Here is a 14859-nt window from a genome sequence, read left to right on the forward strand (position 1 = left end):
ATCGTAACGGCCTCGTGACGTGACGTCAGCCGTGGGTCGCGGGGGTCAGCGGGGGCACCGGTGTCGCCTCGACCGAGCGGGCGGCCCGGTCGAGCGCGCTCGCCAGGAGCGCCAGATCCGTCGGTCCGTTGCCCAGCTCGCGGACCGGGCGGCGGGTCGGCGGATCGCCCATCCGCTCCCATTCCAGCGGTACGACCGTCGGGCGGAGCGTCGCCGTCCGGGGGATCCGTCCGGTGACGCGGCCCGCCTGGAAGGGGGTGACCCGGCCGTCCGGATGCCCGAGGCGCCCGCGTCCGGCCGCCGGTACGTCGGGGCCCGCGGTCACCGGGGGCGCGTCGAGGACGATCCGCAGCCGGGCCCCGTGGGCCAGCTCCGTGTCGGCGGTCCGGTCCGGGCGCGCGGAGGTCGCGACGAGGTGGACGCCGAGCCGCTCGCCGTTCCGCGCGACGGCTTCGAGGGCCCGCACGACGGACCCGGCGGCCGGCCGGCCGGAGGCGCCGAGCGCGGGGGCGACGAGCGCGTCGAAGTCGTCGACGAGGACGACGAGCCGCGGGAGGTACACGGTGCCGCCGGCCCTGGTGGCGGTCGGCTCGCCGGTGGCGGGGCGGGGGATCCTGCCGGCGGCTTCCTCCCCGGCGGGGCGGGGGATCCGGACACCGGTGTCGTCACCGGAGTGGCGTGGGGCCTGGCCGCTCGGACGGTCGGTCGGGTCGCCGTCCCCGGTGCGCAGGGTGCGGCTGCTCGGGCGGTCGTCCAGGGGACCGCCTTCCCTCCGGGGCAGCCGCCCGCTGGGCGTGTCGACCAGGAAGGCGTCACGCCCGGGGCGCGTACGGGCGCTGGACCGCTCGTCGAGCGAGCCGTCCCCGGTGCGGGGGACGCGTCCGCTCGGGTGACCGGTGAGGTCGTCGGCTCCCGGGCGGGGGATGCGTCCGCTGGGGTGACCGGTGAGGTCGTCCGCTCCCTCGCGGTACGCGCGTCCGCCGGTCTCGTCGCCCGCGGTGCGGGGCACGCGTCCGCTCGGGCGGTCGCCGAGATCGCCGTCGCCCGTGCGGAGCGTACGGCTGCTGGGCCGCCCGCCGAGGTCGTCCCCCGGGTACGCGATCCGGCCACTCGACCGCCCGCCGAGGTCGTCGGCGCCGGGGTAGGGGGTCCGACGGCTGGGGCGCGCGCCGAGGTCGTCGGCGCCGGGGTACGGGTTCCGGCCGCCGGCTCGGTCGTCGAGGTCGCCCGGGTACGGGGCTCGGCCGTTCGTCCGGGCGTCCGGGTACGCGGTCCGGCCGCTCGCTCGGCCGTCGGGGTCGGTGGAGTACGTGATCCGGCCGCTGGGGCGGCCGCCGAGGTCGTCCGCGCCGGGGTACGGGTCGCCCGGGCGACCGCCGCGGGTGCTCGGGAGGGCGCCGATCGTGCCGTCGCCCGTGCGGAGGGTCCGGCCGCTGGTCAGGCCGTCGAGGTCGGCCGCGTCCTGGACGCGGACGGTCGCGCGGGCGCCCTGCGGCACGGACTCCGCCGCGCTCGGGGCGCGCTGGCCGATCAGCCGCTCGGCGGCGGTCGCGGGGGGCGCCGCGCGCGTGCCCCGCCGGTCGGCGAAGTGACCGTCGCCGATGAGCTCCGCCCGGCGCTTCAGCTCCGCGCCGAGCGCCTGCGCGAACTCCCGCATCCGCACCGGGTCCGAGGCGACCAGGTGCTCGGTGACGTGCGGCAGCTCCGTACAGGCCGCGAGCCCTTCGCCGCGCTCGCCGCCCGCCCCGTCCACCAGGAGCAGACCGAGCCGGTCGGGGCGCCCGCCGGCCGCGAGCGAGGCGGCGATCGAGCGGAGGAGTTCGGTCCGTCCGCTTCCCGCGGGGCCCTCGATCAGCAGGTGCGGGCCCTCCCGGGTGAGGTCGACGGCGAGCGGGCCGCGCGGCCCCGCGCCCAGGACGGCCGTGCCGTCGCCCGCGGAGGCCCAGCGGGCCATCAGGGAGGCGGGGGTGGCGCGGGCGAGCCCGAGCTCGTCGAGGAGCCGTGCCGACGGGGGCAGCGCGGCGGCGCGGGCGCCCGGGGCGGCCGTCGTGTCCGTACGCAGGGGGGCGAGCGCGCGTCCGAACCGCTCGGCCCAGGCGACGGAGACCGCGTCGACGACGCCGACGGTGCCGTGCCCCGCGACCCGTCCGCCGGAGGTCCGCAGCAGCCGCAGCGCCGTCGCCACGTCGCCGCTGAGCAGCACGGCGGCTCCGCACTCGCGGAACGCGAGCGACGCGGCGCACGCGGTCTCGTAGGTGGCGGCCACCGGGGAGACGGGGGAGGCCGAGGGCGCCTCGGCGAGGCACAGGAGGTGGATGCCGGCGGCGGCTCCGGCTCCGGCGAGCCGGGCCACCGTCTCGCGCAGCGCCGCCGAACCGGGGTCGCCGTCCACGACCACGACCGTCGTCGGCCCGTCGTGGCGGGCCGCGGCCTCGGCGACGGCCGCGCGGTCGGCGCTGGGCCAGCCGGGACCCAGCGGGCCGTCGTCGAGCCGCCGGGTCAGTTCCGCCGTACGGGCCTGGGCCTGCTCGCGGTCGTACGCCAGGAGCAGCCGGCAGTCCTGGCCGTGGGCGGGCCGGACGTGCGGGAGCCAGCCGAGCCAGCCCCAGGCGCGACGCCGCTCGTCGAGCGAGCGGTTCCGGTCGGCGCTGATCAGCACGATCTCCAGGTCGGAGGGGGAGTGCAGGGCGGCGAGCTGGGCGACCACCGACCGGGCGAGGCCGGTGAGCCGGTCGGCGGGGCCGGCGAGACCGAGGGAGCCGGCCTCGCGCAGGCCCACGGTGACCGGCACGCCGGAGAGCTCGGCGCGGTCCGTCGTGCCGAGCCGGACCACCAGGGACTCGGCGTGGGTCTGGTCGCGCTCCCAGAGCCGGGGACCGGGGCCGAGGGCGGTGAGCAGGACGGTGGCCGGGTCGGGCCAGGTGTCGGCCACCGGTACGGGCGTGGGCGCGCCGTCCCGCGTGCCGGTGCCGGCCCGGGGGCCGGCGTGGGTGTCCGGGGCGGTCCGGGGGCCGGTGGCGGGTTCCGGGAGCTCCTCGCGTCCGCCGGTCAGACGCCGGGCCCACGCGCCGAGTCCGCGCTTTCCGCCCGGGCGGGTGGGCGTGGTCGGGGCGTCGCCCCGGGCCCGGCGCGACGGGCGGGTCCCGCTGTGGGCCTCGCCGCCTCCGTCGGGTCCTTCGTGTCCGTACCCGTGGCCGTGTCCCTCGGGGTGGTCCTCCGCGCGCGCGTGTCCGGAGGAGCCCGCGCCGTACGGGCCGTCGTACGCGTCCTCGGCCGCGCCGCCGAACAGGACACCGCCGGGGCCCGCGTGGGTGGTGTCGTCCGCCGGGGCGCCGGGAGCGGTGCCGGGCACGCCCGCGGGTCCCGGCCGGCCGGCCGGCTCCGTGCCGTCCCGTACGGTTCGCCCGCCCGCTCCGCAGGCGACCCGCAGGTGACCCTCGCCGTCCGGGGCCGTCGTCCTCACGTCCGTGCCCCGGAGGTCGTCGCAGGCGCCGGTGAGACGGAGGGCGGACTCGCCGAGCCGGAGGAGCGCGCCCGGGGCGAAGCGCACCGGGCGCTCGCCGACGGGCACGCCGTCGAGGGTCGTGCCGTTCGTCGAGCCGCGGTCGGCGACGGTGACCCGGCCGTCCTCGCCGACGGTCACGGTGCAGTGCGCACGGGAGACGTCCGGGTCGTCGAGCGGTACGTCGGCGTCCACGGAACGGCCGATTCTGATCGGTCCGCCGTGCAGCAGGTGCACCCCGCCCGCGTCCGGGCCCGCCACCACGTGCAGCCGTGCGGAGGCCGTCTCGCCGACGCGGTCGTCGGGTCCTGGAACCTGGAGGGAGAGCACGGCGCCGTCGACCAGCGGGGGCTCGCCGAGGACGCAGCGGCGCCCGTCGAGCCGCTCCGCGCCCGCGTAGAGCACGGTCGTGCCCGAGGCGGAGGTGTCGGGGCCGGTGACGGCCGCGGCGAGGTTCGAGGCGACGGCGGCGAGCGCCGTCCCCGCGGGGGCCGTGACGAGCACGTCGCAGGCGCGCCCGGCGCCGTGGCCGGCGTACGGCGCGAGGACGGTCAGCCGGATCTGCATCGCCGTCAGCGGTCCCTTCTGCGCGACATGCCCGGCAGGGGAACCGCCCTGTGACTCCCCCCACCCGGCACGGACGCGTCGTCCGGTACAGGTCGGCACGGCGCGGGGGCTCCCGACCCCTCCGATGCGACGTGCTGGAGGCATCCTCGCACCTGCCGCCGACAGCCCGCCCCCGGGTCGGCTGGAAGTGATCTTGAATGGTCGGCTGTGGACGTAAAAGTGCCTGGTTGGGCATGCCTTCGGAACGTGCCCGGCAACCGTCACGCCCCCAGGAGCGTCTTCTTCCGGACAGGTGCCCGGCCGTTTCCGGGCGGGAGCCGGGTCCGTCCCGGCACCCCGGGGCCCGGGCCTCCACCGCGAGGAACCTCCCGGAGGCCCGGCCACCGGCATCGGAATCGACCTGTGGACGACCGGCCGGTACCCCGTTCGGCGGCACTAAAGTGGGTCGGACACCCGGACGGGTCACAACAGAGGACAGGGACCCCGGGAGCATCACCGGACCACCCCATGACCACGGACAGCAGGGAGCGCGTGACGTGCGGCCTATCGGCAGCAAGTACCTGCTCGAGGAGCCGCTCGGCCGCGGCGCCACGGGCACCGTCTGGCGAGCCCGCCAGCGGGAGACGGCGGGCGCCGAGGCGGCCGTTCCCGGCCAGCCCGGCGAGACCGTGGCCATCAAGGTCCTCAAGGAGGAGCTGGCCAACGACGCGGACATCGTGATGCGCTTCCTGCGCGAGCGGTCCGTGCTGCTCCGGCTCACCCACCCGAACATCGTGCGCACCCGCGACCTGGTCGTCGAGGGCGATGTCCTCGCGCTCGTCATGGACCTCGTCGAGGGCCCCGACCTGCACCGGTACATCAGGGACAGCGGCCCGCTCACCCCGGTCGCCGCCGCGCTCCTGACCGCCCAGATCGCCGACGCGCTCGCCGCCAGCCACGCCGACGGCGTCGTCCACCGCGACCTCAAGCCGGCCAACGTGCTGCTCGCCGAGCAGGGCGGCCAGATGCACCCGATGCTCACCGACTTCGGCATCGCGCGCCTCGCCGACTCCCCGGGCCTGACCAGGACCCACGAATTCGTCGGCACGCCCGCGTACGTGGCGCCCGAGTCCGCCGAAGGACGCCCGCAGACCTCCGCCGTCGACATCTACGGCGCCGGCATCCTGCTCTACGAGCTGGTCACCGGCCGGCCCCCGTTCGCGGGCGGCACCGCCCTCGAGGTCCTCCACCGGCACCTCAGCGAGGAGCCGCGCCGCCCCTCGACCGTGCCGGGACCCCTGTGGACGGTCATAGAGCGCTGCCTCAGCAAGGACCCCGACCGGCGGCCGAGCGCCGTGAACCTCGCACGCGGTCTGCGCGCGGTCGCCGCCGGCATCGGCGTGCACGCCACGCCCGCGCAGATCGAGGCGGCGGACGGCGTCGGGGCCCTCCTCGCCCCCGACCCGGCGCCCGCGCCCGTCCCGGAGACGCCGGGGGCCGCCGACCCCACCCAGGTGCTGCCCAGCGGCGCCGGGACGCCGCCGCGGTTCGACCCCGCCGGCGCGACCAGCGTCATGCCGACCAGCGGCCCGGCGGGCGCCGCCGACCCGACGGCCGTCATGCCGCCCGTACCGCCGGGGCCGCCGCAGTCCGGCCAGGGCGCGCAGTCCGAGGAGCCGCACCCCTGGCAGAGCCAGCTGCGCGCGGCCCGCGACCGCAACGAGCAGACGCAGGTGCAGTACCTCGACCCGAGCGAGGACCCGCTGCGCCGCCGCCCGCAGCGGCAGCCGCAGCAGCCCCCGCAGTCGCCGCAGGGCCGGCAGCCCGGTGCGTACGGACAGCAGCAGCCGCCGCAGCCGTACCAGCAGCAGCGCCCGGCCCCGCAGCGGCCCGCCCCTCAGCAGTACCAGCAGCAGCACCAGCCGCAGCAGTACGCGCCGCCGCCACCGCCCGCCCCGCAGCAGTACGCCCCGCCCCAGCAGCAGTACACCCCGCCGCAGCCGCCGCCCCAGGCCCCGGCGCCCCGCGAGCCGCGCCCGCCGCGCCAGCGCAGCGCCAACCCGGTGCGGATCCCCGGCCTCGGCTGCCTCAAGGGCTGCCTGGTCATGATCGTCCTGTTCGTGGTCGCGGGCTGGCTCGTCTGGGAGCTGACCCCGCTCCAGGACTGGATCGCCGAGGGCAAGAGCTACTGGCAGGCCATCGGCGACGGCATCTCGTCGGTGACCGACTGGATCTCCTCGATCGGCGAGAGCACCGGCTCCGGGGGTACTACCGGCGGTACGGGGCAGTAGTACTGCCGATTTATCGACTTCCGAGGGGTGATTTCCCCTCGGAAGTGACGTCCGGCGGCTGTGGACGCGTAACTTTGCTCGCGAACCGCAGCCGCTGAGGGAGCAGTCTTGGCACGGAACATCGGCAGCCGCTACACCACCCACCAGATCCTCGGGCGGGGCAGTGCAGGAACGGTGTGGCTGGGCGAGGGGCCCGAGGGGCCCGTCGCCGTCAAACTGCTGCGCGAGGACCTGGCCTCCGACCAGGAACTCGTCGGCCGCTTCGTCCAGGAGCGCACCGCCCTGCTCGGCCTCGACCACCCCCGGGTCGTCAAGGTCCGCGACCTCGTCGTCGACGGCAACGACCTGGCCCTCGTCATGGACCTCGTGCGCGGCACCGACCTGCGCACCCGGCTCGACCGGGAACGGCGGCTCGCTCCCGAGGCCGCCGTCGCGATCGTCGCCGACGTCGCCGACGCCCTCGCCGCCGCGCACGCCGCCGGGATCGTCCACCGCGACGTCAAGCCCGAGAACATCCTGCTCGACATGGAGGGCCCGCTCGGACCCGGCGGCGCGCACCCCGCCCTCCTCACCGACTTCGGCGTCGCCAAGCTGATCGACACCCCCGGCCGGACCAAGGCCACCCGCATCATCGGCACCCCCGACTACCTCGCCCCCGAGATCGTCGAGGGCCTCCCGCCGCGCGCCGCCGTCGACATCTACGCCCTCGCGACCGTCCTGTACGAGCTGCTCGCCGGCTTCACCCCCTTCGGCGGCGGCCACCCCGGTGCCGTCCTGCGCCGCCACGTCACCGAGACCGTCGTCCCCCTCCCCGGCATCCCCGAGGAGCTGTGGCAGCTGATGGTGCAGTGCCTGGCGAAGGCCCCGGCCTCCCGGCTGCGCGCCTCCGAGCTCGCCGACCGCCTCAAGGACGTCCTGCCGCTGCTCAAGGGCATCCCGCCGCTCGACGTCGACGAGCTGGACCCGGAGGAGTCCGCACCGGCCCCCGAGCCGGAGCCGGAGGCGTACGCCACCGGTACGGGCACCGGTGAGCCCGGCCCGCGCCGCGCCGCCGTCCCCCTCGTCCCCGGCGCCTCCGCCGACTCCAACCGCGACACCCACACCTCCATGCGGGTCCCGGCCCCCGACGAGCTCTCGGGCGGCCCCCTCGGCACCGCCAGGGCCCCGCGCCCGGCCGGCGCCCGCCGCCCCGGCTCGGCCCGCCACAAGGCGGGCGCGATCCGCAAGCGCCGGATCACCCTCGCCGTCGCGGCGGTCGTCGTCGCGGGCGCGCTGGGCGCCGGCGGCTACCTGGCCGTCTCCGGGGACGCGGACGCCCCGCCGCAGGACTCGAAGCGGTCCTCACAGCCGTAAGGACCGCGGCAACGGCCAAAGGTTCGGCTCCTCGCCCGGAGCCGTTACGCTGGACGCGTGGCAGTCGTCGATGTATCCGAAGAGCTGAAGTCCCTCTCCTCGACCATGGGGTCGATCGAGGCCGTCCTGGACCTCGAGAAGCTGAGGGCCGACATCGCCGTGCTCGAAGAGCAGGCCGCGGCCCCGTCCCTGTGGGACGACCCGGAGGCGGCGCAGAAGATCACGAGCAAGCTTTCGCACCTCCAGGCGGAGGTCCGCAAGACCGAGACCCTGCGCGGGCGCATCGACGACCTCGCGGTGCTCTTCGAGCTCGCCGAGGAGATGGACGACCCGGACACCCTCGCCGAGGCCGAGACGGAGCTCATCTCCGTCCGCAAGGCCCTCGACGAGATGGAGGTCCGCACCCTCCTCTCCGGCGAGTACGACGAGCGCGAGGCCCTGGTCAACATCCGCGCGGAGGCCGGCGGCGTCGACGCCTCCGACTTCGCCGAGCGGCTCCAGCGCATGTACCTGCGCTGGGCGGAGCGCCACGGCTACTCGACCGAGATCTACGAGACCTCGTACGCGGAAGAGGCCGGCATCAAGTCGACCACCTTCGTGGTGAAGGCGCCGTACGCCTACGGCACGCTCTCCGTCGAGCAGGGCACCCACCGCCTGGTCCGCATCTCGCCCTTCGACAACCAGGGCCGCCGCCAGACCTCCTTCGCCGGCGTCGAGATCCTGCCGGTCGTCGAGTCCTCCGACCACGTCGAGATCGACGAGTCCGAGCTGCGCATCGACGTCTACCGCGCGTCGGGCCCCGGCGGCCAGGGCGTCAACACGACCGACTCGGCCGTGCGCATCACGCACCTCCCGACCGGCATCGTCGTCTCCTGCCAGAACGAGCGCTCGCAGATCCAGAACAAGGCGAGCGCCATGAACGTCCTCCAGGCCAAGCTCCTGGAGCGCCAGCGCCAGGAGGAGCGGGCCAGGATGGACGCCCTCAAGGACAGCGGCAGCTCCTGGGGCAACCAGATGCGCTCGTACGTCCTCCACCCGTACCAGATGGTCAAGGACCTCCGTACGGAGTTCGAGGTCGGCAACCCGCAGGCCGTTCTGGACGGCGAGATCGACGGCTTCCTCGAGGCGGGCATCCGCTGGCGCAAGCAGCAGGACAAGTAACCCCGCAGCAGCGCGCGTTCGGGCCCCGCACCTTCCGGTGCGGGGCCCGTCGCCGTTCCGCGCGAACACGTCCGCACGGTCGGCGGATTCGCTGGCGCAAGCGGAATCGGGGTGGGTGAGGTGCTTTGTCGACAAGGGAACTGGCGGCGCAGAGCCCGGAGTTCTGGGTTTACGTCACAGTTGCATCGTCGCATGTGGGGCAGTCCGTGATCTTTCGGGCATCGCACGCGCAACGACCTTGACGCCTCATCGGAAACTCGGAAGGGTGGCGTACTGGCATGCGCATTTCTGGGGCGCGTGCGAACGGGGGCCGGCCCAGTAGTGAGCCGCCTCTGTCGCCGCCCCCGAGCGCTGCCCCATGACGAGATGAGCTACTGGGGGTAGCAGATCAGATGACCAACAAGACGCGAGTCCGTTTGGTGCGCGTTGCGGCGAGCGCCGTGATCATCGCCGGTGCGTCCCTGACGGCGGCGGGCGCCGCGACGGCCGTCGGCGGCAACGAGAACGAGGTCGCCAGCCTGAGCGTGGGCATCCTCAACGAAGACGACCCGTGCGAGGAAGTCGGCGGCCTCTGCGAGAACGGCGGCGTCGACGGTGGCGCGGCTGACGGCGGTGCCGCTGATGGCGGCGCGGCCGATGGTGGTGCGGCCGATGGTGGTGCTGCTGACGGTGGCGCGGCCGATGGTGGTGCGGCTGACGGTGGTGCGGCCGATGGTGGTGCTGCTGACGGTGGTGCTGCTGACGGTGGTGCGGCTGACGGTGGTGCGGCCGATGGTGGTGCGGCCGATGGTGGTGCGGCTGACGGTGGTGCGGCCGATGGTGGTGCGGCCGATGGTGGTGCTGCTGACGGTGGTGCTGCTGACGGTGGTGCGGCCGACGGTGGTGCTGCTGACGGTGGTGCGGCCGATGGCGGTGCTGCTGACGGTGGTGCGGCCGATGGTGGTGCTGCTGACGGTGGTGCGGCCGATGGTGGTGCTGCTGACGGTGGTGCGGCCGATGGTGGTGCTGCTGACGGTGGTGCGGCCGATGGCGGTGCCGCTGACGGTGGCTCTTCCAACAACGGTGGTTCCTCCAACAACGGTGGCTCTTCCAACAACGGTGGTTCCTCCACCGACGGCGGCTCCTCCACCAGCGGTGGCGCCGGTACCTGCACCGTCGACCTCGACGGCGCCGAGTGCGTCGACACCGGCAACAACAACACCGACACCAACAACGCCGGCTCGCAGCCCGTGCAGCAGGGTCAGGCGAAGGAGGAGCTCGCCGAGACCGGTGCGGCCGAGACCTCGTTCCTGATCATCGGCGCCGCGACCATGATCGCCGGTGGCATCGGCTTCCGTATGCTGCCGCGTCTCGTCGCCGGTGGTCGTACCGCCGTCTGACCGATCCGCGTACGCGCATGACGAAGGGCCGGGGAACTCCTCCCCGGCCCTTCCTCGCGCTTTCCGGCTTCGTGTGGGTCCTCGCGCGGTCCGGCTAGGCCGTACGGACCGCCGCGAGCAGCGCTATCGCGGCCAGCAGGGCGATGGCCAGCGTCAGCAGCATCGCGGGCGAAAGACCCTGGGGGGTCAGGCGCTCGCGGTTCGCGCGGCAGACGGGGCAACGACCCTCGGCGACCGGAGCCGCGCAGTTGGCGCACACCAGTCGGTCGTAGGTCATGCGCTCTCCTCCTCCCGCACTGGGGGCTACATCAGGACAACGCCCGACAGGGGTCGGACGTTCCCCCTACCACTGTGCCAGCTCGGCGGCGTTTCGGCGCGCCCCACCGGATCGTCCCGGTTCCCCTCCGAAGGGCGAAAAGGATAAACCGCACAAGCCGGGACCGCGACTGCGCGGGCCTTCCCCGTTCGCGTAAGGTCACGCACACCTACTCCCGGCCGACCGTGGTGCATCCGTGATCCGATTCGACAACGTCTCCAAGTCCTATCCGAAGCAGAACCGCCCCGCGCTCCGGGATGTCTCCCTGGAGATCGAGAAGGGGGAGTTCGTCTTCCTCGTCGGTTCCTCCGGCTCCGGAAAGTCGACTTTCCTGCGGCTGCTCCTCCGTGAGGAGCGCGCCAGTCAAGGCCAGGTGCACGTCCTCGGCAAGGACCTGGCCCGCCTGTCCAACTGGAAGGTGCCGCACATGCGGCGTCAACTCGGCACCGTCTTCCAGGACTTCCGCCTGCTGCCCAACAAGACCGTCGCCGAGAACGTGGCCTTCGCCCAGGAGGTCATCGGGAAGCCGCGCGGCGAGATCCGCAAGGCCGTGCCGCAGGTGCTCGACCTGGTCGGGCTCGGCGGCAAGGAGGACCGGATGCCGGGCGAGCTCTCCGGTGGTGAGCAGCAGCGCGTCGCCATCGCCCGGGCCTTCGTCAACCGCCCGATGCTGCTGATCGCCGACGAGCCCACAGGCAACCTCGACCCGCAGACCTCGGTCGGCATCATGAAGCTGCTCGACCGCATCAACAGGACAGGGACCACCGTCGTCATGGCGACCCACGACCAGAACATCGTCGACCAGATGCGCAAGCGCGTCATAGAGCTCGAGAAGGGCCGCCTCGTTCGCGACCAGGCGCGCGGCGTCTACGGATACCAGCACTGAGCAGGTAGGGGACAGAACACACCATGCGCGCTCAGTTCGTGCTCTCGGAGATCGGTGTCGGTCTCCGGCGCAATCTCACGATGACCTTCGCCGTCATCATCTCCGTGGCCCTCTCGCTCGCCCTCTTCGGCGGTGCCCTGCTCATGCGCGAGCAGGTCAACACGATGAAGGACTTCTGGTACGACAAGGTCAACGTCTCCCTCTTCCTCTGCAACAAGGCCGACGCGGCCGACGGGGCCAAGTGCCCCAAGGGCGCCGTCACGACGCAGCAGAAGGAGCAGATCAAGGCCGATCTGCAGAAGATGGACATCGTCGAGGACGTCTTCTACGAGTCGACCGACGAGGCGTTCAAGCGGTACAAGGAGGAGTACGGCGACACCGCCATCGCCTCCGTCATCACGCCGGACCAGATGCAGGAATCGTTCCGGGTCAAGCTCAAGGACCCGGAGAAGTACAAGGTGATCGCCACCGCCTTCGCCGGCCGCGACGGGATCGAGTCCGTCCAGGACCAGCGGGACACCCTGCAGAACCTCTTCGACCTGATGGACGGCATGAGGATCGCCGCTTTCGGTGTCATGGCACTCATGCTGGTCATCGCGCTGATGCTGATCGTGAACACCGTCCGCGTCTCGGCCTTCAGCCGCCGCCGCGAGACCGGCATCATGCGCCTCGTGGGCGCCTCCAGCTTCTACATCCAGATGCCGTTCATCATGGAGGCCGCCTTCGCCGGACTCCTCGGCGGCGCGGTCGCCTGTGTGCTGCTGCTCGTCGGCCGGTACTTCCTCATCGACCACGGCCTCGCGCTCGCCGACAAGATGCAGCTGGTCAACTTCATCGGCTGGGACGCCGTCTTCTCGGTGCTGCCGCTGGTGCTCGCCATCGGTCTGCTCATGCCCGCCTTTGCCGCTTTCATCGCGCTGCGCAAGTACCTGAAGGTGTGAGAAGACACCCCTGCCGGAGGATGGCGTCGTACGGTCAAAGCCCGTGCGGCGCCATCGCCTTGTCCTAGAGTGGGCGCCATGCCGGCCGACACCGAGCACCTCTGTATCCGGCCCCGCGGAGTACTCCGTGGGGCCGTTCTGACGTTGGTCTTCGCCGGAGTCCTCGCCACCGCCGCCGCCACCGGCTCCCTGCCCCGGCAGGTCTCCGCCGACGAGCCCGCGGGGGCGTCCACGCGCGCGGGGCAGCGGCCCCCGGCCGGCGCGCCCGTCGACCGCGCCGCCCTGAACCGTGCCGCCGCCGCGGCCATGGCCGACGGGAAGTCGGGCAAGCAGGCCGCCGAGGAGTTCGTCAGCCGCAGCGGCGACCGCTGGGGCGCGGTGTACGACAAGAAGGAGTACGCCGAGTTCGAGCAGGCCCTCGACGGCACCTACACCGGCGTCGGGCTCTCCGCGGGCCGGGCGGGCGAGGACCGCGTCCGGGTGACCCGGGTGCAGGCCGGCGGCCCCGCCGAGCGGGCCGGGATCCGGGCCGGCGACCGGCTCGTCTCCGTCGACGGACGCCCGGTCGACGAGCTCTCCGTCTCCGAGGTCGTCGCCCTGCTGCGCGGCGACGGCGTACCCGGCTCGGCCGTCGTCCTCCGGGTCGAGCGGGGCCGCGCCGCCTGGACGCGGACCCTGCACCGGGCCCGGCTCGTCACGGACCCGGTCACCGTCCGCCGCCTGGACGACGGGACGCTGCTCATCCGGGTCGCCGCCTTCACCAAGGGCGCGGGCACGCGCGTACGCGACGCGGTACGGGCCGCCCCGGCCGGCGCCGGCGTCCTGCTCGACCTGCGGGGCAACGCGGGCGGCCTGGTGGCCGAGGCCGCCGTGGCCGCCTCCGCCTTCCTCGACGGCGGCCTGGTCGCCACGTACGACGTGGAGGGCGAGCAGCGGGCCGTGTACGCGGAGGGCGGCGGCGACACCGGCCGGCCCCTGGTGGCGCTGATCGACGGGGGCACCATGAGCGCGGCCGAGCTGCTCACCGGCGCCCTCCAGGACCGGGGCCGGGCGGTCACGGTGGGCTCGCGCACCTTCGGCAAGGGGGCGGTCCAGATGCCGAGCGCCCTGCCGGACGGTTCCGTCGCCGAGCTGACCGTCGGCCACTACCGCACTCCGGCCGGGCACGTGGTGGACGGCCGGGGCATCACCCCCGACCTGGTGGCCGGGAAACGGGCCGAGGAACGGGCGAAGACGGTATTGAGTGGCCTCGGAGGGGGCTCGTAGTGCGAAAATGACCGCACTATGGCAAAGGGACTCGTGAACGTGCAGGGCAAGCCTGCCAAGAAGAACCAGGACAAGGCGCCCGAGCGCAAGATCATCGCGCAGAACAAGAAGGCGCGCCACGACTACCACATCATCGACACGTACGAGTGCGGTGTGGTGCTGATGGGCACCGAGGTGAAGTCGCTGCGGATGGGCCGCGCCTCGCTGGTCGACGGCTTCGTGCAGATCGACAACCACGAGGCGTGGCTGCACAACATCCATGTGCCCGAGTACATGCAGGGCAGCTGGACCAACCACTCGGCGAAGCGGAAGCGGAAGCTGCTGCTGCACCGGGAGGAGATCGACAAGCTGGAGTCGAAGTCCCAGGAGACCGGTCACACGATCGTGCCCCTCGGGCTGTACTTCCTGAACGGCCGGGTCAAGGTCGAGATCGCGCTCGCCAAGGGCAAGAAGGAGTTCGACAAGCGCCAGACCCTGCGCGAGAAGCAGGACACCCGGGAGACCAACCGGGCCATCGCGGCGGCCAAGCGCAGGGAGCGGGCGGCCAAGATCGCCTAGCGGCGCGGCCGCGGGTAATACGCTGGCACCAGCGCCCGTCGGTCACGTACGATGGGTCGTGCACACCTCGCAAGGGGGGTGCGCGTTGATAAAAAAACATGGGGATGATCGGTTTCGACAGCGGATACCGATGCAGAGGAAGCGTGTCGAGGAAGCGGCAATGATCTCGTAAACCATATGTCGCAACCAATAATCGCCAACTCCAAGAGCGATAACTCCCGCTTCGCCCTCGCTGCCTAATTTTAGGTAACGACAAGAAGCCTCTGTGAGGAGCGTCAGCCCGGGGATGGTCCCGACCCGGATCCTGGCGTCATTAAGGGATCTAAACCTCTCACTCCGGTCACGGGAGTGAGGGGGAAATCAAACAGTGACTGAGCCCGTCGGAGACTTGTCCGCGTGATCTCCGGGGCTGAGAAACTCGTAGCGGACTGCACACGGAGAAGCTCTGTTTCCGTACCGTTGGACGCGGGTTCGATTCCCGCCATCTCCACCGAGCGTCCGAGGGGCACGCCCCGCCCGGACACCTCATCCCATGTGGGCAGAGGCCCGGGGGGGGGCCCGGCGGGGCGGGGCGGGGTGGGGGGGAGGGGGGTTGTTTTTAAAAAAAACAAGGGCACCCCAAGCGTTTTGGTTTTGTGTTGGGGGGTGTGTGTTTTTGAA

Annotated in this window: 10 protein-coding genes and 1 other RNA gene; 9 read left to right on the forward strand and 2 right to left on the reverse strand. The window is 73.1% G+C overall.

What is annotated here, in order from left to right:
• Positions 1-25: 25 nt before the first annotated feature.
• Complete coding sequence (locus ACFWUY_RS31375; protein WP_384117614.1) at positions 26-4069, reverse strand: FtsK/SpoIIIE domain-containing protein; 4044 nt, start codon at positions 4067-4069, stop codon at positions 26-28.
• A 536-nt stretch (positions 4070-4605) separates the two neighbouring features.
• Between ACFWUY_RS31375 and ACFWUY_RS31380 the strand changes: the two genes are divergently transcribed.
• The 4 genes from ACFWUY_RS31380 (at position 4606) to ACFWUY_RS31395 (ending at position 10232) form a co-directional block, all read left to right on the forward strand.
• Positions 4606-6339, forward strand: coding sequence for a serine/threonine-protein kinase (locus tag ACFWUY_RS31380; RefSeq protein WP_384117617.1), 1734 nt, complete (start codon positions 4606-4608; stop codon positions 6337-6339).
• Between the two features lie 108 nt (positions 6340-6447).
• Positions 6448-7692, forward strand: coding sequence for a serine/threonine-protein kinase (locus ACFWUY_RS31385; protein WP_384117619.1), 1245 nt, complete (start codon positions 6448-6450; stop codon positions 7690-7692).
• A gap of 57 nt (positions 7693-7749) precedes the next feature.
• Positions 7750-8853, forward strand: coding sequence for a peptide chain release factor 2 (gene prfB / locus ACFWUY_RS31390; protein ID WP_384117621.1), 1104 nt, complete (start codon positions 7750-7752; stop codon positions 8851-8853).
• A 392-nt stretch (positions 8854-9245) separates the two neighbouring features.
• A complete protein-coding gene (locus ACFWUY_RS31395; RefSeq protein ID WP_384117624.1) occupies positions 9246-10232 on the forward strand; it encodes an LPXTG cell wall anchor domain-containing protein in 987 nt (328 codons plus the stop codon).
• A gap of 94 nt (positions 10233-10326) precedes the next feature.
• Here ACFWUY_RS31395 and ACFWUY_RS31400 read toward each other — a convergent pair whose 3' ends face one another.
• Positions 10327-10509 carry a hypothetical protein gene (locus ACFWUY_RS31400; protein WP_030209918.1) on the reverse strand — a complete coding sequence of 61 codons (183 nt, stop codon included), beginning with the start codon at positions 10507-10509 and terminating at the stop codon, positions 10327-10329.
• 235 nt (positions 10510-10744) lie between these two features.
• Between ACFWUY_RS31400 and ftsE the strand changes: the two genes are divergently transcribed.
• The 5 genes from ftsE (at position 10745) to ssrA (ending at position 14692) form a co-directional block, all read left to right on the forward strand.
• Positions 10745-11434, forward strand: coding sequence for a cell division ATP-binding protein FtsE (gene ftsE / locus ACFWUY_RS31405; RefSeq protein ID WP_030223113.1), 690 nt, complete (start codon positions 10745-10747; stop codon positions 11432-11434).
• Between the two features lie 23 nt (positions 11435-11457).
• Entirely contained in the window at positions 11458-12375 is a 918-nt protein-coding gene (gene ftsX / locus ACFWUY_RS31410) for a permease-like cell division protein FtsX (RefSeq protein ID WP_384117627.1), read from the forward strand.
• 78 nt (positions 12376-12453) lie between these two features.
• Positions 12454-13641, forward strand: coding sequence for a S41 family peptidase (locus tag ACFWUY_RS31415; RefSeq protein WP_384117630.1), 1188 nt, complete (start codon positions 12454-12456; stop codon positions 13639-13641).
• A gap of 18 nt (positions 13642-13659) precedes the next feature.
• The gene (gene smpB, locus ACFWUY_RS31420; RefSeq protein WP_384117634.1) at positions 13660-14199 is read left to right on the forward strand and encodes an SsrA-binding protein SmpB; all 540 of its coding nucleotides are present in this window, start codon (positions 13660-13662) and stop codon (positions 14197-14199) included.
• Between the two features lie 100 nt (positions 14200-14299).
• Positions 14300-14692: a transfer-messenger RNA gene (ssrA, locus tag ACFWUY_RS31425) on the forward strand.
• The last annotated feature ends 167 nt before the right edge of the window (positions 14693-14859 follow it).

Source organism: Streptomyces sp. NPDC058664 (assembly GCF_042716635.1).
GTDB lineage: Bacteria > Actinomycetota > Actinomycetes > Streptomycetales > Streptomycetaceae > Streptomyces.